Source organism: Gimesia sp. (assembly GCF_048260065.1).
GTDB lineage: Bacteria > Planctomycetota > Planctomycetia > Planctomycetales > Planctomycetaceae > Gimesia.
Genome location: NZ_JBLXHC010000015.1, coordinates 185,772 through 206,750 on the forward strand (window position 1 = coordinate 185,772; position 20,979 = coordinate 206,750).

General features: G+C 54.3%; 16 protein-coding genes. 10 read left to right on the forward strand and 6 right to left on the reverse strand.

Annotated features, from left to right (window positions below; genetic code table 11):
- The 3 genes from ACN0YN_RS24355 to ACN0YN_RS24365 all read right to left on the reverse strand — a co-directional run bounded on the left by ACN0YN_RS24355 (position 1) and on the right by ACN0YN_RS24365 (position 2,651).
- A complete protein-coding gene (locus tag ACN0YN_RS24355) occupies positions 1-1,251 on the reverse strand; it encodes a class I SAM-dependent rRNA methyltransferase (RefSeq protein ID WP_417387635.1) in 1,251 nt (416 codons plus the stop codon).
- 152 nt (positions 1,252-1,403) lie between these two features.
- Positions 1,404-1,877 (reverse strand): response regulator, encoded by a 474-nt coding sequence (locus tag ACN0YN_RS24360; RefSeq protein WP_002648646.1) that lies wholly within the window; start codon positions 1,875-1,877, stop codon positions 1,404-1,406.
- 177 nt (positions 1,878-2,054) lie between these two features.
- On the reverse strand, positions 2,055-2,651 hold the full coding sequence (locus tag ACN0YN_RS24365) for a glutaredoxin family protein (RefSeq protein ID WP_417387636.1): 597 nt from the start codon (positions 2,649-2,651) through the stop codon (positions 2,055-2,057).
- A gap of 451 nt (positions 2,652-3,102) precedes the next feature.
- Between ACN0YN_RS24365 and ACN0YN_RS24370 the strand changes: the two genes are divergently transcribed.
- The gene (locus tag ACN0YN_RS24370; RefSeq protein ID WP_417387637.1) at positions 3,103-5,910 is read left to right on the forward strand and encodes a serine/threonine protein kinase; all 2,808 of its coding nucleotides are present in this window, start codon (positions 3,103-3,105) and stop codon (positions 5,908-5,910) included.
- A gap of 16 nt (positions 5,911-5,926) precedes the next feature.
- On the opposite strand, the gene ACN0YN_RS24375 is transcribed toward ACN0YN_RS24370, so the two are convergent.
- The gene (locus ACN0YN_RS24375) at positions 5,927-7,021 is read right to left on the reverse strand and encodes a serine hydrolase domain-containing protein (protein ID WP_417387638.1); all 1,095 of its coding nucleotides are present in this window, start codon (positions 7,019-7,021) and stop codon (positions 5,927-5,929) included.
- A gap of 401 nt (positions 7,022-7,422) precedes the next feature.
- Here ACN0YN_RS24375 and ACN0YN_RS24380 point away from each other — a divergent pair, with 401 nt between their 5' ends.
- Together ACN0YN_RS24380 and ACN0YN_RS24385 are read left to right on the forward strand one after the other, a co-directional pair.
- A complete protein-coding gene (locus ACN0YN_RS24380; RefSeq protein ID WP_417387639.1) occupies positions 7,423-8,541 on the forward strand; it encodes a mandelate racemase/muconate lactonizing enzyme family protein in 1,119 nt (372 codons plus the stop codon).
- Positions 8,542-8,607: 66 nt separating this feature from the next.
- Positions 8,608-9,354, forward strand: a complete 747-nt coding sequence (locus tag ACN0YN_RS24385; protein ID WP_417387640.1) for an SDR family NAD(P)-dependent oxidoreductase — start codon at positions 8,608-8,610, stop codon at positions 9,352-9,354.
- A 7-nt stretch (positions 9,355-9,361) separates the two neighbouring features.
- On the opposite strand, the gene ACN0YN_RS24390 is transcribed toward ACN0YN_RS24385, so the two are convergent.
- On the reverse strand, positions 9,362-10,525 hold the full coding sequence (locus tag ACN0YN_RS24390) for an FG-GAP repeat domain-containing protein (protein ID WP_417387641.1): 1,164 nt from the start codon (positions 10,523-10,525) through the stop codon (positions 9,362-9,364).
- Between the two features lie 277 nt (positions 10,526-10,802).
- Positions 10,803-12,242, reverse strand: a complete 1,440-nt coding sequence (locus tag ACN0YN_RS24395; RefSeq protein WP_417387642.1) for a DUF1501 domain-containing protein — start codon at positions 12,240-12,242, stop codon at positions 10,803-10,805.
- A gap of 297 nt (positions 12,243-12,539) precedes the next feature.
- Here ACN0YN_RS24395 and ACN0YN_RS24400 point away from each other — a divergent pair, with 297 nt between their 5' ends.
- From ACN0YN_RS24400 to ACN0YN_RS24430, 7 genes are all read left to right on the forward strand, one after another.
- On the forward strand, positions 12,540-14,039 hold the full coding sequence (locus tag ACN0YN_RS24400; RefSeq protein WP_417387643.1) for a PQQ-binding-like beta-propeller repeat protein: 1,500 nt from the start codon (positions 12,540-12,542) through the stop codon (positions 14,037-14,039).
- A gap of 171 nt (positions 14,040-14,210) precedes the next feature.
- Positions 14,211-15,245 carry a LacI family DNA-binding transcriptional regulator gene (locus ACN0YN_RS24405; protein WP_417387644.1) on the forward strand — a complete coding sequence of 345 codons (1,035 nt, stop codon included), beginning with the start codon at positions 14,211-14,213 and terminating at the stop codon, positions 15,243-15,245.
- A gap of 39 nt (positions 15,246-15,284) precedes the next feature.
- Positions 15,285-16,337, forward strand: coding sequence for a nucleoside hydrolase (locus ACN0YN_RS24410; RefSeq protein WP_417387645.1), 1,053 nt, complete (start codon positions 15,285-15,287; stop codon positions 16,335-16,337).
- Between the two features lie 13 nt (positions 16,338-16,350).
- Positions 16,351-17,283 carry a ribokinase gene (gene rbsK, locus ACN0YN_RS24415; protein ID WP_417387646.1) on the forward strand — a complete coding sequence of 311 codons (933 nt, stop codon included), beginning with the start codon at positions 16,351-16,353 and terminating at the stop codon, positions 17,281-17,283.
- A 13-nt stretch (positions 17,284-17,296) separates the two neighbouring features.
- Positions 17,297-18,274: a sugar ABC transporter substrate-binding protein gene (locus tag ACN0YN_RS24420; RefSeq protein ID WP_417387647.1), complete on the forward strand. Its 978-nt coding sequence runs from the start codon at positions 17,297-17,299 to the stop codon at positions 18,272-18,274.
- The gene (locus ACN0YN_RS24425) at positions 18,271-19,827 is read left to right on the forward strand and encodes a sugar ABC transporter ATP-binding protein (protein ID WP_417387648.1); all 1,557 of its coding nucleotides are present in this window, start codon (positions 18,271-18,273) and stop codon (positions 19,825-19,827) included. The genes ACN0YN_RS24420 and ACN0YN_RS24425 overlap by 4 nt, the downstream gene beginning before the upstream one ends.
- Positions 19,824-20,831 (forward strand): ABC transporter permease, encoded by a 1,008-nt coding sequence (locus tag ACN0YN_RS24430; RefSeq protein ID WP_417387649.1) that lies wholly within the window; start codon positions 19,824-19,826, stop codon positions 20,829-20,831. The genes ACN0YN_RS24425 and ACN0YN_RS24430 overlap by 4 nt, the downstream gene beginning before the upstream one ends.
- Positions 20,832-20,979 lie beyond the last annotated feature (148 nt).

The following is a 20,979-nucleotide window of genomic DNA, read 5'->3' on the forward strand; positions in this document are numbered from 1 at the left end:
TTACAGCACGCGGCAGATAAAACATTTCAAGTATTGATTTTCGGGACAACTTGGAGAGATCGGATGGTCAGCCGGCTGACTGCGCTGTTCCAGAATCTGCATGTGCCGTCCGGTGTGTTGTGAAACCGATGCGAGCATCTGCTGAAATTCGACCACGCTGATCAAACCGGAGCAGCTGCAGGTAATCAGAATGCCTCCCGGCTTCAGGACATCGAATGCCAGACGGTTGAGGCTGAAATAACCTTTCAGCGCCTGTTTGACGCCGCTACGGTGCCGGGCCATTTTAGGGGGATCGAGAATGATGGAATCGAACTGCTCCCCTTCCGCTTTAAACTGTTCCAGAACCGCATACGCTTTACCGGTCTGAAAGCGGATGCGATTGCCCACGCCGTTCAACTCTGCATTCGCAGTCGCCTGATCGATGGCCGACTGTGATGAGTCGTAAGACAGGACCGATTGTGTCTGTCCGTGGATGACGGCATTCAGACCGAACGCGCCGGTGTAACAATGCAGTTCCAGTGTCCGATGATTTTTCAGATAGCGGGCCGCGGCGAGACGGTTTTCCCGCTGGTCCAGGTAAAATCCGGTCTTCTGACCGGTGACCATGCTCATCCCGTAACGAATTCCGTTTTCTTCCAGGAAGAAGTGGGCCGGCGGCTCTTCGCCATCCAGAAGCTGATCGGAAATTTCCAGTCCTTCGGCCTCCCGCATCCCTTTTTCGGTTCTGAGCCAGATACCCTTTGCCGGAAAACGTTCTTTGAGGAATTGAATGATCAGGTCCTGTTTCTGCGACAGCGCCAGACTGGAAAACTGGACCAGGAACCAGGCACCGTAACGATCGATAGTCAGCCCCGAAAGCTGATCGGATTCACTGAAGACCAGACGGCAGCCGGAAGTCTCATAGTTTTCGAGCAGCCCGACCTGTTCCCGTAATGACACGGCCTGCTCAAGTCGACTGGTCCAGAACGCATCGTCCAGGACTTCCGATTCATTCCAGGAGTACAGGCGGACGCGAATATTACTGTTGGGGTTGTACAGACCACGGGCGATAAATTCATTTTTGTCGGAAAGCAGAATCACTTCCTCACCGACATTGGGATTGCCTTCAATCCGTGAGATGGCACCGGCAAACACCCAGGGATGTCGTCCAAAGAAGGGGAGCGCGCGTCGTGGTTTCAATGTCACGCGAGGAACTGGTCTGGTATCGGTGGCGACGTGATCGTCGGAGACCGAGGGTTGTGAGTCACTCATAAGAGTTTTCTAATCAAAGGGTCGCAGGAGCGTCAGTGTCCGGCAAACAAGTACAGCGAGACTCAGAGGCAGACGGTGCCGGGACTGAGCAGGATTATGAAATTAGTGCAGACCGGAATTCTTTCCTGAGGGAAAGTGGTTTGCTACTGTATTTATGATTCGCTGGAAGTAGAACGGGTCGTGCCTTCTACTTCAGCGAGATAAGCCAGCAGACGATCGCGCTCGTGTGTCAGGTGTCGGACACGTAACAGAGAGCGGACGCGGGTCGTTAATTCGATTCGATTGACGGGCTTGGTCAGAAAGTCATCGCAGCCGGCCTGAACCGACTTCTCGATATCGCCCATTTCGTTCAGCGCGGTGATCACGAGGATCGGAATATCTTTTGTTTCATCACTCTGCTTCAACTGGGCACACACTTCGTATCCGCTCAGTTTCGGCATCATGATATCCAGCAGGATCAGGTCGGGATCGATTTCAGCCACCTTTTCCAGTGTCTCTTTCCCATCGTAGGCCATAAACGTTTCATAACCTTCGTCCAGCAGATACGCGTCCAGCAGTTCGCAGTTCTGATGATTGTCATCTGCGATGAGTATTTTTGAATTCTTCAAAGAGATTTCAGACGACATGGTCTTATGCCTAAAGCTTTCGTGAAATTAAAATTCGGACACGTTGTAGTTGAATTCGTTTCGGGAATCGTGCCTGCTGGAAGTAATTTATCTCATTTAAGGCGGAATCACAATAACCGATAAACCGTTTTTTACTGGCTATGCACCGTTTTCCTCTGGAATCGGTTCAAAATGCGGTCAGGCACATTTGCACTGACCACCACAGCCCGTTGACGCGCTGGTCGATTCAGAGTGGGAATCTTGACTCGATTTCTGGCGTTTACAGCCACAACTCTGCTTATTGCAGCCACACCCTGATGAGGCGGCAGGGGCGATCGTTACGGGGGAAGCCACAATCAGACGCCGCAGCAGTACTTCGTTGATCCGGCCACGAAAGCGGATTTTCCCATCGATGGCCACGACGGGGACACAGGTTCCGAACTGTTCGACCAGCCCGGGATCGCTGTAGATGTCGACAAATTCGATTTCGGGCAGATAGGCGGCGTAGTCTTCCAGAATTTCCGCAGCTTCTTCGCAGAGTGGGCAGCTTTCTTTCGTATAAACAATCAGTGTTTCGAAACGCTGGCCCGGTTCTTCGGGCATCCAGTCCTCTTTTTGGGGAATCTGGCGATTTCGTTCGCTGTTTTTCATTTCTGTGCTGGAAACCTGTTTCAGGACAGCAATGCCGCCACAGGTCATGCAGAATGCCAGCAGATTCCAGATCGATGGGCTCTGGTACCAGGAACGGGGCATATTAAATGGCAGCCATTCGGTACCGGTCAGTGAAAGAGCCATTATTCCTAAGCCTAGGAATAACATCGAGTTACCTAAGAATGGTAATCCGTGGGGTAGCTCTTCTTTCTGTGTCATTGTGCTCATATCAAGATCCTGCTCGCATCTGTCACTTGTTATCCAAGTAAGTTCCCGGTCCCTGGTCGATACTTTATTAATCGAATATTGACCGTGAATATTATAGTCAATTGCCGGGCTTTTTGAATCTCTTACCGGTTTTATCAAAATATCCAGACAGGCGAGAGTCTTCCACTCCGGAATCTGAAATAGTGTTCAAAAAATACAGGCCAGGCAGGGAGCCTGTGAGCGGTCGCAGGAGGAATGACCTTTCCGATGATTCGGTAGAATCCTTAAACCAATACTGGTCAGTCGTTAAAACTGATGCTAGAGTGTTACTATTACCTTACGGAATATAGAGATTCATCGCAGGACATGTTGAGCGAATTGGTAAAAAATGGCAGGCAAACTAACGGCCGAGGCTTTTTTAAACCTGGTAAAACAGAGCGGTTTGGTTTCGGTCGATCAGCTGAAGAAGCTGCTTTCCGAATATCAGGAAAAAGGGGTGAAGCTGGGAGAACCTGCTGAGGTTGCCGAGGAACTCATTTCTCGATCATTGCTGACACGCTGGCAGGCCAACAAGCTGCTGCAAGGCAAACACAAAGGTTTTTTCCTGGGAAAATACCGTCTGCTGGACCTGGTCGGCAAAGGGGGCATGAGTTCGGTTTACCTGGCCGAGCACGTGCTGATGCGCCGCCGCTGTGCCATCAAGGTGCTCCCCTCGAAACGGGTGAATGACGCCTCTTATCTCGCGCGCTTCCATCGAGAAGCACAGGCGGTGGCGTCTCTGGATCACATTAACATCGTACGCGCCTATGATGTGGACCATGAAAAAGAGAATGATACGGAAATTCATTTTCTGGTCATGGAATATGTGGACGGACAGGATTTACAGGAAATCGTCACCAAAAACGGTCCCCTCGATATTCGCGATGCGGTCAACTATATCCGCCAGGCAGCCAAAGGCCTGGCCCATGCCCATGAAGCAGACATGGTGCACCGTGACGTCAAGCCGGGCAACCTGCTGGTGGATTCCAAGGGGGTTGTCAAAATTCTTGACCTGGGACTGGCCCGGTTCTTTCATGAAGGGGAAGACAAGTCCCTGACGATTGCTCACGACGAAAAGGTTCTGGGAACGGCAGATTATCTGGCACCCGAACAGGCAATCGACAGTCATCAGGTGGACTCTCGCGCGGACATCTACAGTCTGGGCTGTACTCTGTACTTTCTCTTAACGGGGCACCCCCCCTTCACCGAAGGTTCTCTCACACAGCGGCTGATGGCGCATCAGCACAAAGACCCGCCTCCCGTGACCGATGATCGTCCCGATACGCCTCCCGAAGTGGTCCAGATTCTAAATAAGATGATGGAGAAGGACCGGGAAAATCGGTTTCAGACCATGGATGAGACAGCCGAAGCCTTGTATGAATGGCTGCAGAACAACACCGACGAAGAGTGGCGCAGCCACAATGTCAGCAGTGGGCTGGGCTCCGGTGTCGAGTTGGCGCAGACAGGCTCAGGAGCGCAGCCACAGAATCAGAATCCTGAACTGGCGGCCTTTCTTTCGAATCTGAAAGAGGAATCTGGAATTCAGAAAAGTACCAGCGCTCCTGAAGCGAATGAAAAGAAAAGCAGTCCCCGTCCGGAGCCGGCAGCGAAACCTTCTTCTGATGTGCATGATTCCTCTGTCTTAAAGCAGGACAAAATCAGTACCGCTTCCACGCGAATCGGGAGTACTTCCGACACACTCAAAAAAGCAGAACCCAAGGTCCCGGCTCCCACAGCCAAACCGGTTGCCAGGCCCGTGGCCAAACCTGTTGCCAAGCCCGTAGCGAAGCCGGTTGCCAAACGACCTGTGAGAAAGCCGGCACCTGTAGCGCAAGCGTTACCTGGTGACTCGGCAGTGATGGAAGCGGAGCCGGATGAAATTGAAGCAGAAGTCGTCGAAGAAGCAGCGCCCGCCGGAAGCTCCCTTACCAGCCAGAAATGGTTTATCCCGGCAGTCGCCGGTGGTGGGATCGGTTTATTGCTGATCGTATTGGTCGTGATGTTCGTTTTACCGGGTGAAGAACCTGAAAAGCCGGCACCCGTCAAACCGGCGCCCGTGGTTCAAAAACCGGTTGAAGTGGAATCACTGCCTGATGAAATCAAAGTTGGTCCGAACGAAACTTATAAAACGATCACGGCTGTGCTCAAGGATATCCAGATTGTTCATGGGAAAACTATTGGCACGGGCAATAAGCATTACACCGTTAAAGTCGCCGCCGACCAGGAGTTGAAAGAGCGGATCGTAATTGATAACTCCGATTTTAATTACCCCAAAGGAATTTCGATCGTCGCAGAAAGTGGTAAACCGGTAATCCTGGCTCCCGATGGTCCCGAACCGGTCATTCAACTGCAGGGCATTGAAGGACTCACGATTGATGGATTTCTGATCAAAGCCCAGGGGAAAAAAACAGCGATCCAACTGTCGGGGTATCTGGTGGGGACACAGTTGAAAAACCTGAAGATCAATGATTTTCAAAAATCAGGCGTCTCTGCCACCAGTGTGTCAGGGCTCTCAAGCGAACCGTTTCAACTCGAAAACCTCAATCTGAAAGCAGCAAATCCTGCCGCAGTGGGTCTGGATTTTACCGGCGATACCAACAGTGATATCAGGCTGACGAAGGTTCGTTGCCTGAATGCCATGCAGGTCGGTCTGCAGTTTGCCTCTGCTGTCAGGGAAACGCAGGTCAAAGAGTCAATCTTCTCGGAGACCGTCACTGGGATTCGGATTGACTGTCAGGGAGAGGAAGTCAGTCATCTTAAATTAACGAACAATACCTTCTTCATCGTCAACTCCGGGATTGTCTTCACGGCAATGCCGAATGCCAACAGTGAGGCAATTCAGATTTCACGGAATCTGTTTGCGACCATCGAAGGTCCTCCTGCAAAAGTAGAGCAAGGTAACGATGCTAAATTCTGGGCCAAAGCGTTGATCGCGTCAGAAAATGATTCTTCCCGCGCCGCTCCCAGTCCCCTGCCCGCGGATGAACTCGATCTGTTCAAAAATAAAGGCAAACAGGGGGATGCGAATTTCAATAACTTTGTCTCCACGACACCCGGGGACGAAAAGTTTCTGGCGCCGGCTTCCGATAATCCAGCCGCGAAAGCAGCGGGAACTCCCGGCGGGATGAAGCCGTTTATCGGAGCGGTGGCTCCTTAATCCAAGTAGATCTCAGTTACGCCAGACGCAGATCTTCGTAGATGGCTTCGTTGATCTCTCTGGCGCGGCGTTGATGTCGCGGTTCCCCAGGTCTGCCATTGGCAACGACGGCAACTACCAGTTCACGCTCCGGGTCAGCGAAAGCAATCGAAGACTGTGAGCCGCCGTGCCCAAATGATGTTTCGGAAGCGTACTTGCCGAATCCATAGGGGACTGTTCCTGCGCCGTAGCGGTTGGAATTCACAATGAACCCCAGACCATAATCGACTTTGTGTTGCAGCGTGAGATCAAACTCCCCTTCCCGATGACGCTCAATCATTGTGTCCACGGTCTGCGGATCAAACAGTGGTGTGCCCTGGTTGAGCAGGCATTCATAAAACCGGCCCAGTTCACGAATCGGTCCCCGCGCATTGCCGCCCGGTGAAGGCGTGATGCAGTGGGACGCATCATGCAGGTTCGTTAACTGCATTTCCCCTTTGTCGCGCTGATAGATATACGCGATCTGATCCTGCTCGCGTTCGTAAATGTCTGCAGGCATACCGAGCCAGCTGTGTATCATTCCCAACGGTTCCAGAATCAGTTCGCGCATCAGCTGTGGATACAACTGACCTGTGATGCGCTGCAGAATTTCACCGAGAATGAACCAGCTGGAACTGACATGGTAACCGGCGGTTTTTCCAATCTGCCAGTTCTCTTCCAGCGGTGCCTCGCAGATCCGCCGAATCGATTCTTCCCAGCTGACATCGGGCCAGCCTGTATCGACGGGACGAAAGCCGGCGGTGTGATTGAGCAGATGCAGAATCGTGATTGGTTCTTTCCCGTGTGAACCGAACTCGGGAATGAAGCGGGAAACGCGATCATCAATCTGCAGGTCTCCCTGCTCCCACAAGCGGGCAATGGCCATGGCTGTCAGAGGTTTACCCGCGGAGAGCCAGAGATTGATGGTGTCAGCAGTCATCGGGACACCGGGGCGGGCTTCGCCGATGCCGCCGTCAGCCAGCACTTCACCCTGCTGAGAAATATAAAGCTGCACTCCTGTATGCAGTTCGTTTTCAATGCCTTCCTGGATCAACTGACAGGTCAAAGGCAGACGTTCGGTGAGTGAGGACACAATCGACTCGCATAAAATAAGAAAATGAAAAGAGCTCAAGCTTTGCTTTTAGCGGAATGAAGCCGGTAATTCAACTGAGGTTCTCAATCAATTCTTTCCTATAGTGGGTGGCCCGAATGTACATTCGGGCCGAGCGGAGCGAACAGGAGGTTGCTGTGGGAACTTTCGAATGAAGTTCGCATTTTCGATGATTTATCGCAGATCGAGTGAGTCACGTTTTCTCACCATACAATGTGTAAGCTGCGACCTCCTGTTGCCCGGTGCAGAGTATTTTCAGTTCTCAGCGCGGCTGTTGATTCCTGAAGATAACCGGTTCTGATATCATGAAGCAGATGATCTGCAACCAGCGCCGGTGGATGTTTGAGTACCCGCTCAATGTGAAGTAAAGCAAGAGGCACACCATGAAAATTACAGCAATCAAAACTTACCCGGTCCGCATCCCCCTGAAGCCGGAACGGCGGATGATTTCCGCGTTGGGAAAACACGAAGTCTCGAACTATCTTGTGCTGCGGATCGAAACCGATGCCGGGATTGAAGGAGCCGGTGAAGCGACGGTGCTCTGTCGCTGGAGTGGTGAAACCGTCTGGGGGGCCCAGGCGATTGTCGATCGCGTCTTTACGCCATTATTGATTGGCCAGGATCCCTGTGACATTGAAACGATCAATCACACCCTCGACCGCACTTCGCAGGGAAACTGGTTTGCCAAATCCGCGATTGAAATGGCCTGCTGGGATATCAAAGGCAAAGAAGCGGGTAAGCCGGTCTACGATCTGCTGGGAGGCGCTGCCCGCAGCCGGTCGATTAAATGTCGCTTTTCCATGGGCGCCTATTCGCTGGAACGGGCCGAACGTCGAACGCAGGAACTGGTGGCAGCGGGGTTCACAACGATCAAAGTCAAGGTGGGGACGAATCCTGACGAAGATGTGGCCCGTGTGAAAATGGTCCGCGAGACGATGGGCCCTGATCTGGAACTGACGATTGACGCCAATGCAGGCTGGGATGCTGCGACCGCCATCGCTGCTATGGAACGCATGAATGATTATAATGTCGCGTTGTTTGAACAGCCGACACACCGCGGTGATTTTGCTGCTCTCGCAGAAGTCCGACGGGCCATTCAACCGGAGATCATGGCCGACGATACCTGTTTCGATCTGGCCGATGCGAAAGAATGCATTCGCAATGAGGCCTGTGATGTGATCAACGTGTATCCGGGAAAAAATGGAGGCATCAGCAAGACGGCTGCGATTGTTTCCTACGCTGCCGAACATGGCATTCCCTGCAGTATCGGTTCGAACCTGGAGCTGGATATCGCTTCAGCTGCGATGTGCCATGCCGTGGTCGGGTGTCCGAATATGAACATCGAACAATATCCGGGCGATATTCTTGGCCCCGAATACCATGAGATTTCTGTTGTCAAAAATCCGCTGAAGATCGAAGGCCCTGTGATTACGATTCCCGATACCCCCGGACTGGGGATCGAAGTCGACTGGAGCGTGGTCGAAGCGAATGCTGCCGACTGATCGAGATCGAAGCTCAAACCGTTACGTTTCCTTACCTTTCAATTTCTTAAATGGAACATACTTCAGATGAACGAAAACAATGTCGCGCTGGTTACAGGATCTGCAACGGGAGTCGGTCGCGCCTGTGCGCTGCGGCTGGCAGAGGAAGGCTTTGATATCGTCGTAAATTATTCACGCAGCCAGGCCGAAGCGGAAGAGACGAAAGCCATGGTGGAAGAAGAGGGAGTGAAGGTCCTGCTCATTCAATGTGATGTCAGTGATGACGCTGCCGTGAAAAAGATGATTTCCGAAATTGAAGCTGAGTGGGGGCGACTGGATGTGCTGGTGAATAATGCGGGCACAACCGAATTCATCGAACACAAAGATCTGGATGCACTCAGTGAAGAGACCTGGGACCGTATTATCAGCGTGAATCTGAAGGGGCCCTTCTTCTGCATTCGCGCTGCTGCTCCTCTGCTGCGGGAGAGCGAATTTGGTGCGGTCGTGAATGTCAGTTCGACCGCCGGCATTACCGGCCAGGGTTCCAGTGTTGCCTACTGCGCAAGTAAAGGGGGACTGAATACCATGACCAAATCACTGGCACGGGCACTGGCACCCGAAATTCGTGTGAATTCGGTCTGCCCCGGTCCGATTGACAGTCGCTGGCTCAAGCAGGTGATGACTGACGAGGAACTGGCAGAGCGGACGGCCGGTTTCCCGATCCCCCGCCCTGCACTGCCCGATGATATCGCCGATACCGTATTGTACCTGGCACTGGGCACTACCCTGTCAACCGGTCAGTTGCTGGTCGTGGATGGAGGCAGGACCATGTAAAGCCGATTTACTCGGGCTGGTTCCAGTAAATTTTCAAGTTGTGTGAATCGCGGCCGGCGGCGACGATGTCGATCCGCCCGTCGCCATTCAGATCACCCAGTCGCAGGTCTTCGCAAGCCATACCATTCTCATCGATCCAGGCGGATTTCCAGACTTTACCCGCATCATCGGTCGTCCAGTAGACTTTGACTCCGACCTGATTGTCTTTGTTAGGAGTCCGCCAGCCTGCGACAATTTCCTGCCGCGCGTCGCCAAACAGGTTCGCGGTTGCGATGGCATGGCCGGCTTTGATGTTGTCGTCCAGAATCTGACGTTTGCTGATCCCCTTGTTCGCGTCATCCGACTGATATAAAACCAGTTTATCGCCGTGCAGTGGTTCAATGGTGGTAATGAACTGGCTGGTGGGACTGAGTTGCCCCATGCGGATTTCGCCACTCCCTTCGATGAGTGGAAACTTTGTTTTCTTCCACTGGCCGTCGGAGTAAGAAAGCAGCATGGCCCCTTCGCGGCCGGCGTACAGAATTTCTTCCGCGGGGGTCTCTGGATTCCACTGTGCCGGATCGAGGTTGTGGGTGACGTGCAGCGTGTCTTCGATGACCGTCTGCTTCCATTCACTTTCCGGATTGGCCGGCTTTTCATAGGCGATCAGTTTGACGCCGGCCCCTTCTCCTTTTTTGTTTCCTTTTCCATGCAGCGGGGAAACAACGAGAGCGAATTTGTTATTGTCCAGTTTGACCCACCGCATACGATGAATAACCGGCTGGTTCGGCAGCGGGATCGCTTTCCAGAGCTGTGTCCGATCTGCGGGGGGATCGAGATAGAAGACGGCTCCCGAAGTCAGGGTGTCTCCCGGATTCCATTGGGCCCCCACGGCGACTTCGACTTTCCCGTCGCCGTCAATATCGCGAGCGGCGATACAGACGTTGTCCCGTTCCGTCAGGTTTTCCGCGATGACGTGTCGCTTCCATGTCGGGTTCTGATACCAGACAAATTCATTCTTGTCAGCGAGCAGAATATCCGGTTTGCCGTCACCGTCAACATCGCCAATCGCGGTTCCATATCCGATTTCGACCGTACTGTCGATCGTTTGCGGTTTGAAATTCGGTGTTGCATCATCGGCAAAACAGACCGATGTCGAACAGAGGCAGACGGCAAAAATGAGGCGCATCATGGGAGAACCTGTCTAACAGAAAAGAGAACAGTTCAGAGTTGAGAATACTATTATGATTGGAGCCGATCGGCAGCCGGAATGCAAGGAATGAACCGGTTTGTCGTCTGGTTCTGAGTCGAACTGTTACTCTGTCAGTGACCTGCAGACGTAAAGATATAAAAAGTAAAAAAGGGTGGGACAGATGTAATTCGGTCCGAGCGCAGCGAGCAGGAAACTGTCAGTGGATGAAAACGAATGAAGTGAGAGTGTTATTAGAAAAGCCTGTTGTTGAACAGATTCAGCCAAACAACTGCTTCAGCGGTTCTCCACCATCGATGATGGGAATCGGCCGGTCCAGCGCATCGGGGAGCATCAGACCAGGATCAATGCCTAGTGCCCAGTAGATGGTGGCCGCCAGGTCTTCGGGACTGACAGGGTGTTCGGCTGGTCGGGAAGCGAGACGGTCAGAACTGCCGTAGGTGGTGCCTCCCTGAATGCCGGCACCTGCCAGTAATGCGGGGAAGAGCTGGCTCCAGTGGCCGCGCCCCCAGTTGCTGTTGGGTTTGGGAGTGCGGCCCATTTCGCCCATGGCGATGACGAGTGTGTCGTCGAGCATACCCCGCTGATCAAGGTCGGCCAGCAGAGCGGCACAGCCTTGATCGAAGGTGGGCAGCAGATTGTTTTTGACATCGTCACTGTTGCGGTGTGAATCCCAGCTGTAGCCATCAACACAATCATAGTGCACGGTGACAAAGCGAACGCCGGCTTCGACGAGACGACGGGCCATCAGGCAGGACTGACCAAACAGGTGCCGACCATACTTGTCGCGGAGCGACGCGGGTTCGTCTTTAATGTTCAGGGCATTACGGGTGTTGTTGGAAGTTAACAGAGCCAGTGCCCGCTGGCGGAAACGGTCGAAGACCTGGGAATCGGCTTTATCGAAATTCCGTTTCATGCCATCGAAGTGTTCGAGCAGCGCCACGCGACGGCGGATCGTCTTTAACGGAACTTCGGGGGCCAGCCCTTCGATTTCAAAATTGAGTTCTTCATCGGTGCAGTCACGCCAGTAGGGGTTGTCGGTGGAATCGCGGCTGTCTACGGTGGTCGACAACGGGTTGTAAGCCCGTCCCAGCCAGCCCGCGTATTCACCGGGTCGAATATAACGTCCCCCTGCCTGCAGACGACCCAGTCGATTCGGAACGACCGAGTAATTAGGCAGATCGCGTTCGAGTCCCCCGGGAGAATGTTGTGTCAGGTATTCCACGACCGACCCCATGGAGGGCCAGTCTTTGGGAGTGGCGTCGAACCCGGCACCGACGGGAACATGCCAGCGTTTACCGGTTTGAATGTAGTGACCACCGCCACTGTGATCATTGAAGGTATGCGTCATACTGCGGATGACGGAATACTTGTCGGATACTTCAGCCAGGTGAGGCAGGTGTTCGCTGATCTGCAATCCGGGAGTACGACAGGCGATGGGCTGAAACGGTCCGCGGATTTCACTGGGGGCTTCCGGTTTCAGGTCGAACGTTTCCAATTGGCTGGGGCCGCCAAACAGAAACAGGAAGATGACCGACTTCGCTTTCCCTCCCTGGAAGGGATTCACGATCTGCTGCTGTTCCGCCTTGAGCATCTGGGGGAGCGAGAGTCCCAGCAGCCCGGCACCGCCGGTCGTCAACAGTTCGCGGCGTGACATCTTTCCAGGAGTTCGCTGGGGGTGATTCAGAATCGAGAACATGGAACTTTCCTTTCACTCGCTTCAGTCAGGCGGGACACCATCATTCTGGAATTACTTCTGAGCACATCGGGCAGGAGTCGCGGGGTGTTCAAGTGTGCGATTCTAACAATTGATCGACAGTCTGTCCCTATGATATGCGGTTTTTTTTATATGTTTTTAAAGGTTGTTAAAAATCGGTCAGATGAGGTGGTATTACGCAAAAGATTAAGTAGAGTGGAACCAGACCCTCTTGCGCAAACCAGGGTTTACTTCAGCGCGGATTCGATTGGCTTCTATGATTTTCAGGAGATTTGACTGATGCTTTGGACGCGAAAACTGGCTGTTTTACTTGCTGTTGTGACTGGTGGATTCAGTCTCCTGAGTCAAAGTGAGGTGGTGCAGGCAGAAGACTGGCCTCAGTTCCGGGGGCCGAACTGCTCGGGGGTTTCTACTGGCAACAAGTCCTTGCCTGCAGAGTTCGATGATCAGAAAAATGTGATCTGGTCAGCAGAACTGGGTGATGGCATCGGCTGTCCGGTGGTAGCGGGGGGACGAGTCTTTACATCCGGCATGGTCGGCAAGGATAAGGTCGGTCTATATGCCTTTGATGCTGAGACCGGAAAGAAGCTCTGGGAACGCGTCTGGAAAACCGGTGATCTGCTCGAGATTCATAAAACGAACAGTTTCGCTGCGACGACGCCTGCTGCGGATGACGAACGGGTTTACTTCTACTTCAGCACGCTGGGCATGCTGGCCGTCGATGCAGAAACGGGTGCCGATGTCTGGAAACAGGAACTGCCGATCCCTTACTTCGTGTTCAAGTGGGGTGCGGGGATGTCTCCCACTCTGTATAAAGATCTGGTGTTGTTCTGTCAGGATGATGACCTGGCACCCGCCTTTTATGCGTTCGATAAAAAGACCGGAAAGATCGTCTGGAAAGATGATCGCAGCGACCAGGCGGTGAACTATTCGCATCCAGTCATCTGTGAAACCGACAAAGGGGATGAAATCGTCGTTGCCGGAACCGGCAAGCTGATTGGTTACGATCCTGAAACCGGCAAGCGTTTATGGACGGCCCAGACACTGCTGCGAAATATCAAGACGACACCTGTCAGTCGCGACGGAATCATTTATGTGGCACTGCAGAGTGGCGGAATTGCCAATCAGTGGCTGGCCTCCATCGACCGCTGGGAGACCGGCAACAGCGACGGGAAAGTGACCAAAGAAGAGATTCAGGCGTTTGTCGGCAAGACCAAAGTGCCCGAAGCCTTCTACAAAAAGACGTTTGATCGAGGCGACCTGAATAAAGATGGAGCCCTCGAAGGCAAAGAACTGGATATCGCCTTCTTGCCTCCCGGTAATGAAGCGGGCGCCAAGTTTGGTGAAGAACCTGCCCAGGAATTTATTCTCGCCGTCAAAGGGGGCGGTCGCGGCGATGTGACCAAAAGCCATCTGCTCTGGAAACATCCCACGAAACACACCGACCATATTGTTTCTCCCCTGGTGACCGCAGATCGGATGTTCCTCGTCAAAGGGGGCGGAATCTCGACCTGCTTTGAAGTGGAAAAAGGGAAAAAGGTCTGGGGACCCAAACGGATTCAGAACGAATGCGAATACTTCGCCTCCCCGATTTATGGCGACGGGAAAATTTATGTCGCTGGCGAGAACGGAAAAATCGTGGTGCTGGAAGACGGCCCCGAGCAGAAGATCATCGCCAAGAACGACATGGGGGATTCGATACTGGGGACCCCGGCGATCGCTGACGGACGGCTCTTTATCCGCACCCGCGGTAAACTGATTTGTGTGGGTGAGAAATAGAGTTGGTTAACCTGGCGTGAACTTTTTTCAATTTGTTAAGCGGGACTGAATCCGATTCAGTTCCGCTTTTTTTATGGACGCACAGCAGTACGCCGGGCTCACTTTTCTGTTCAGGCTTGATCTTCGCTTCGGATCTGGTAATATGCACAATCGATTGTGCAAAGGGGTTTTATGGGCAAGTCTGCTAACAAGTCGATTACGTTGAAAGAAGTCGCCGAGGCGGCCGGGGTGAGTGTCTCGACCGCGTCCCGTGCGTTGTCGGGCAAAGCGGAAGCCTATCGCATCAGCAGTGCGACCGAGCAGTCCGTGCGCGATGCAGCGAAAAAACTGCAGTTCTCCCCTTCCCTGCTGGCCCGGTCCCTGAGATCACAACAGACGAAGCTGCTGGGAGTCGTGCTGCCTAATGTGGCGAACCCGTTCTTTGCGGCGATTGCGCGGGAGATTACGCTGGCAGCGGAAGAACAGGGCTATTCCGTGTTGCTGACGGACAGCCAGGAGAACAGTGAGACCGAGGCCCGGCTGGTGGATCAGTTGCAGGCCCGACAGATTGAAGGGCTGGTGGTCTGCCCGGTGGGGATCGAGAACCGCCATTTGAAATCGCTGGCGAAACAGAAGCTGCCCCTGGTGCTGGTCGATCGTGGCTTTGACGATCCCGCGCTGGTCAGTGTGACCTCCGATCATCGGGCGGGTGCCCGGGAGGGGATGCAACTACTGTTAAACGCGGGACACGAAACAATCGGCGTGTTACAGGGATTGCCCCAGACCCTGCCTAATCGGGAACGACTGGCGGGAGTGCAGGCTGCATTGGAATATCAGGGACTGGAGTACGATACGACTCTTATAGCCGGTCACAATTTTGATGAAGCCTCCGGGTATGCAGCCGCGAAAACACTGCTCACGGAACGTCCCGAGATCACGGCGCTGTTTGCTTTCAGTAACCAGAATGCGCTGGGAGCTTTGCGGGCGGCCAGCGAACTGGGACGTGCGATTCCCGGTGATCTGTCGTTGATTGCATTCGACGATCATCCGTTCGCCGCTTATCTGGCAGCGCCGCTCTCGTCGGTCAGCCAGGATGTGAACCAGCTGGGGCGCGTCGCCGCCCGATTGCTGCTGGAACAGATCCGGACCGGCGCACCACCCGAACAGAAACAGTATCAGATTCCCGTCCAGCTCATCCGCCGATCTTCGATCACGCAGCGCGGTTGAAGCGGGACGATTTATCAACCAGAAGAAGGACATCCTGCAATGAAACGATTCCCTCAGATGCTCGCCCTGACGGCAGCGGTGCTCAGCCTCGTCTGTGTGCTGCCGCTGAACCGGATTACTGCTGCCGAACCGGAACGACCGGTGCCCATCATCTTTGATACAGATATCGGCAACGACGTGGACGATGTGCTCGCTTTAGGAATGCTTCACGCACTCGAGACACGCGGCGACTGCAAACTGCTGGCGGTGACGATTACCAAAGACAATCCGCTGGCTGCCTCGTTCACGGATGCTGTGAATACGTTTTATGGTAAAGGGGATATTCCGATCGGGATCTGCAGGAGCGGCGTCACTCCTCAGCCGGGCAAGTTCAATGTGCTGGCGGCAAAGATGGACAACGGCAAGCTGCGCTATCCACACGATCTCAAAGATCCGAAACAGATACCCGATGCCGTGACTGTTTTACGGAAGGCTCTGGCGGGGGCGGAAGATCATTCGGTCGTTATCGCGCAGGTCGGGTTCTCGACCAATCTGGCGAACCTGCTGAAATCGCCGGGAGATAAAATCAGTCCCCTGACCGGTGAGGAACTGGTCAAACAGAAAGTGAAGCTGCTGTCGATGATGGCGGGGGCGTTTGAAAAAATTCCGCATAAAGGGAAAATTGTCGATCATCGTGAATATAACATTATCAAAGACATTCCGGCGGCGCAGAAGCTGGCGCAGGACTGGCCGACGCCGATTGTGTGGAGCGGGTTTGAAATCGGGCTCAATGTCGCTTATCCGCATGAGAGTATCGAAGAGGATTATAACTATGTGGATCATCATCCGCTGGCGGAGGCTTACATTTTGTACAATCCGCCGCCCCACGATCGGCCTACCTGGGATCTGACCAGCGTATTGTACGGCGTCTTTCCACATCGGGGGTATTTCGATCTGTCTGATGCAGGCACCGTGACTGTTGAGAAAGATGGTCTGACGACTTTTCAAAAATCAGCGGACGGAAAGCAGCGCTATCTGAAACTGACTCCCGAGCAGCGGATCCGCGTGATTGAAGCGCTGGTGCAACTTTCCAGTCAGCCTCCACAGAAATAGAACGGAGGCGGTGATGGACGAGAAACGACGCGCTAAAATTGCCGTCCTGGGATCGATTAACATGGATCTGATGATCCGTTCGGCGAAGCTGCCTCTGCCGGGCGAGACGGTGATTGCAGAGACCAAAGTCGAGAATCCAGGCGGCAAAGGCGCGAACCAGGCGGTCGCTGCTGCGAGGATGGGAGCGGAAGTGACGATGATCGGCTGCGTCGGAGATGACAGTTTCGCCGACCAGCTGTTACAGAATCTGACAGCAGAAGGCATTGATACCAGGTTCGTGACACGTAAAACGAATACGACCAGCGGCATTGCTGTGGTGATGGTGGAATCGAGTGGCGAGAATGCGATTCTGGTCGTCCCGGGAGCCAACGGTCTGGTGGGTTCGGCGGAACTGGAACAGGCGAGGCAGGTGATCTGTGACAGCGATGTTTTGTTGATGCAGCTGGAAGTACCTGTCGAGACGGTCATCGCAGCAGCGGCCATCGTGCGTGAAGCGGGAGTGCCGGTCATTCTGGACCCGGCCCCTGCTCCGGCTCACTTCCCTGCGGAACTACTGGACGTCGATCTGATCTGTCCCAATCAGAGCGAAGCGGCCGCTCTCACACGAAAACCACTGGCAGCTCTCGAAGATGTCATCGCGGCGATTCCCGCTCTGGCGGAACAGGGGCCGCGACAGATCCTGGTGACGATGGCCGATCAGGGGGCGGTCCTGTTTGATGGAGCGTCGGTCGAGATCATTCCGCCATTTCAGATACAGGCTGTCGACTCCACAGCCGCCGGCGATGCCTTTGCTGCGGGGCTGGCGGTGAAGCTGTCAGAACAGGCGACACTGCGGGAAGCAGCTCTCTTCGCTTCTGCAGCCGGTGCGATTGCCGCCTCGGGGGCCGGTGCCCAGACCGCGATGCCCGACCGCGAACAGATTGAAACACTGATCACAAAACAATAACAGGAGCGCTTCCATGTACGAGTTGAGAAAACGATTGATTCCCGGTCTGCTGCTTTGCGGGCTGATCGCAGGCTGTACGTCACAGACAGGACCGTCAGAGCAGACGACTGAAAAGAAGACAGACAATGAAAAGCCGAAAGTTGCGCTGATCATGAAATCGCTGGCCAATGATTTCTTCTCTTCGATGGCGAAGGGAGCCGAATCGCATCAGCAGGCACATAGCGATGAATATGAACTGGTCGTCAACGGGATCAAGGATGAACGCGATCTGAGCCGCCAGGTGGCGTTGGTCGAAGAGATGGTCTCGAGTGGCGTGGATGCGATTGTGATTGCTCCTGCGGATTCGAAAGCTTTGGTGCCGGCTTTACGACGGGCGCGGGAAGCGGGTGTGGTGGTCATCAATATTGATAATAAACTGGATGAAGAAATCCTGCAGGCCGAAAAGATTTCTATTCCGTTTGTCGGGCCGGACAATCAGGCAGGTGCAAAGAAAGTCGGCGATTATCTGGCGACAAAACTGAAAGCCGGGGATGAAGTGATTGTGCTGGAAGGGATACGAACTTCCTTCAACGGCACACAGCGGCGGCTTGGTTTCGAAGCGGCAATGAAAGCAGCCGACATCAAGATTGCGGACAGTCAGTCGGCTCAGTGGGAAATGAGTATGGCGAACACGCTGGCTTCCTCAATGCTCAGCGAGCATCCGAATGTGAAAGCAATCCTGGCGGCGAATGACAGTATGGCACTGGGAGCTCTCGCGGCACTCAGGAACAGCGGCAAAGCGGGTGAGGTCGCGATTGTCGGCTTTGATAACATTCCCGCGGTGCAGCAGGCGATTAAAGAAGGGCAGATTCTGGCGACCGCGGATCAGCATGGCGGCGAACTGGCGGTGTTCGGGATTGAGCATGCGTTGCGGCTGATTGCTGATCCGGAAGCCAAAGTCGAAGACCGCGAGACTCCCGTTGATCTGATCACGGCTGAGGTTCTGAAATGACGGGCGACTCACGGTCGCTGCTGTTCGAGGCCCGCGGCATCTGTAAGGACTATGTGGTGCGGGTCCTCAATGAAGCGCAGCTGGAACTGCGCCCGGGGGAGATCCATGCGCTGCTGGGCGCGAACGGAGCCGGGAAAAGTACACTGTGTAAAATTATCGCAGGACTGACTCCCGCAACAGCGGGCAGTATGTTGTTGAACGGGGTCCCCTACTCTCCCGTCGATAAACGATTTGCGGAATTGCTGGGTGTGCAGATCGTGCAGCAGGAACTGAATCTGATCCCGACGCTCACGGTCGCTGAGAATCTGCTGCTGGGACGCTATCCGCAGACGTGGGGGATAATCAGCCGGAAAAGATTACATCAGCAGGCGCGGGTTGCGATGGACCGGTTCGGCCTGCAGGAGATCGACACAGCGCAAAATGCCGGGAGTCTGGGAGTGGGTCAGCAGCAGATGCTGGAGATCGCGGCAGCGCTGGACCGGAAGTGTGAGCTGCTTATTCTGGATGAGCCAACGGCGGCGTTAAGTGCGGGGGAAACGGAGCGACTGTTTGCGCGGCTGGATGAACTGCGTGCGCGAGGTGTGGGGATCATTTATATCAGCCATCGCCTGGATGAAATTGCGCGGATTGCGGACCGACTGACCGTACTGAAAGACGGAAAGTATGTCAGCACGCATGCCGTGAGTGAGTTTCAGCCCATCGAACGGGTTGTGGACCTGATGACGGGGGAGACGCAGGCGCTACAACACGCGCTGCAGGAACATAGCAATCACGCGACGGGAAAAACGGTATTACGTGTGGACGGGATGACCGGCGGGCCGGTGCGCGATGTCAGCTTTTCCGTTCAGGCTGGCGAACGATATGGTATCGCAGGGCTCGTAGGAGCGGGACGGACCGAACTGCTGCGGCTGATCTTCGGAGCGGATCGCGCGACGCGGGGAAACGTTTTCCTGCGGGGCGAGAGTCAGTCCCGTCGATTCGGGCATCCAGGCGAAGCGGTGGAAGCGGGACTGGCGATGGTGACCGAAGATCGAAAACAGAACGGGTTGCTGCTGTCACAGTCGATTCGCGTGAATATGACACTGGCCAGTCTGGAACTACTGACGGGAACTGCGGGCGTGATCGATCGTCGGCGGGAAGTCGCGCTGGTAGAAGCCGAACGCCGGCGTTTGCAGATTCATGCGCGCGATATCGAACAGAGCGTGGGCACTTTGAGTGGAGGCAATCAGCAGAAGGTCGCGGTCGCGAAGTGGCTGCTGCAGGATGCAGAGGTGTTTCTGTTCGATGAGCCGACGCGGGGTATCGATGTGGCGGCGCGGCGGAATATTCATCAGCTGTTCGATCAACTGGCTGCGAACGGGAAGGCTCTGGTAATTGTCAGCAGTGATCTCGAAGAACTGTTTGAGACCTGTGACCGGATTGGTGTGATGTCGGCAGGACGACTGGTGGCAGAATACACGCGGGAAGACTGGTCGTACGATGCCATCATGCAGGACTGCTTTTCCGGATACTCAAATCAAGCGAAAGAGACTGTTTCAGGATTAAATCAATGAGCGACTCCCCTTCCCCTGTTATGGATAAAAACGCGGATCAGCGATCCTCGCTGATGAGTGGTGTGAGGTATTCTGTATATCAATATGCGGGTCTGCTGGGAGTGCTGCTGCTGCTCGTGATGATCTTCGGCCTGATGAGCCAGAATTTCCTGTCACAGCAGACACTGGTGACGGTCGCGAATAACATTCCGGACCTGCTGGTGATTTCGGTGGGGATGACGCTGGTATTGATTATCGGCGGAATTGATCTGTCGGTTGGTTCGCTGCTGGCGCTGTCATCAGCCATGCTGGGGGTGTGCATGGTCGACTGGGGCGCGCCGCTCTGGTCAGCGGTACCGGTCTGTCTGGGTGTGGGGGCTGTGTGTGGCATGCTGAATGGGGTGATCAGTGTGAAGGCGGGCATTCCGTCGTTCATCGTGACACTGGGCATGCTGGAGATGGCGCGGGGAAGCGCGTATCTGATCACGGATTCCCAGACAAAATACATCGGCTCATCGATTGAATGGATCGGCGTGCCTTTGAAAGGATTTGTCTTTTCACCCGCGTTTCTGCTGGCGCTGGTAATTGTGGCGGCGGGACAGTACCTGCTGACGCGGACGGTGTTTGGTCGCTACTGTGTGGCGATCGGGACAAACGCGGAGGCGGTGCGGATGTCGGGGATACGTACGGCCCCCTGCTCGGTTGCGGTATTTACCATCAGCGGTCTGCTCTGCGGGCTGGCGGGGGTGATGCAGACCTCGCGGCTCTCCAGTGCCGACCCGAACGCGGCAGTGGGACTGGAACTGTCAGCCATCGCAGCCTGTGTGATTGGCGGAACAAGCCTGATGGGCGGCCGGGGTTCGGTGATCAATACGTTTTTCGGCGTACTGATCATCGCGGTGCTGCAGACGGGACTGGCACAGATCGGGGCAACCGATCCGATCAAACGTGTGATCACCGGCGCGGTGATTATCATCGCAGTCCTGCTGGACGCGGCACGGCAGCGGTGGAAGCAGCGTGGGTGAGATTTGTTGCTACCACGAAAAAAACGAAATAATTTGGTGTGGGACGCTGTATCACATCACTGTTGGGCAAGTGTAAAGACCGGACACATAGGTAACACACGTTCGGACACATGGGTAACACTCATGTAAACTGTTATGTGACTTCATT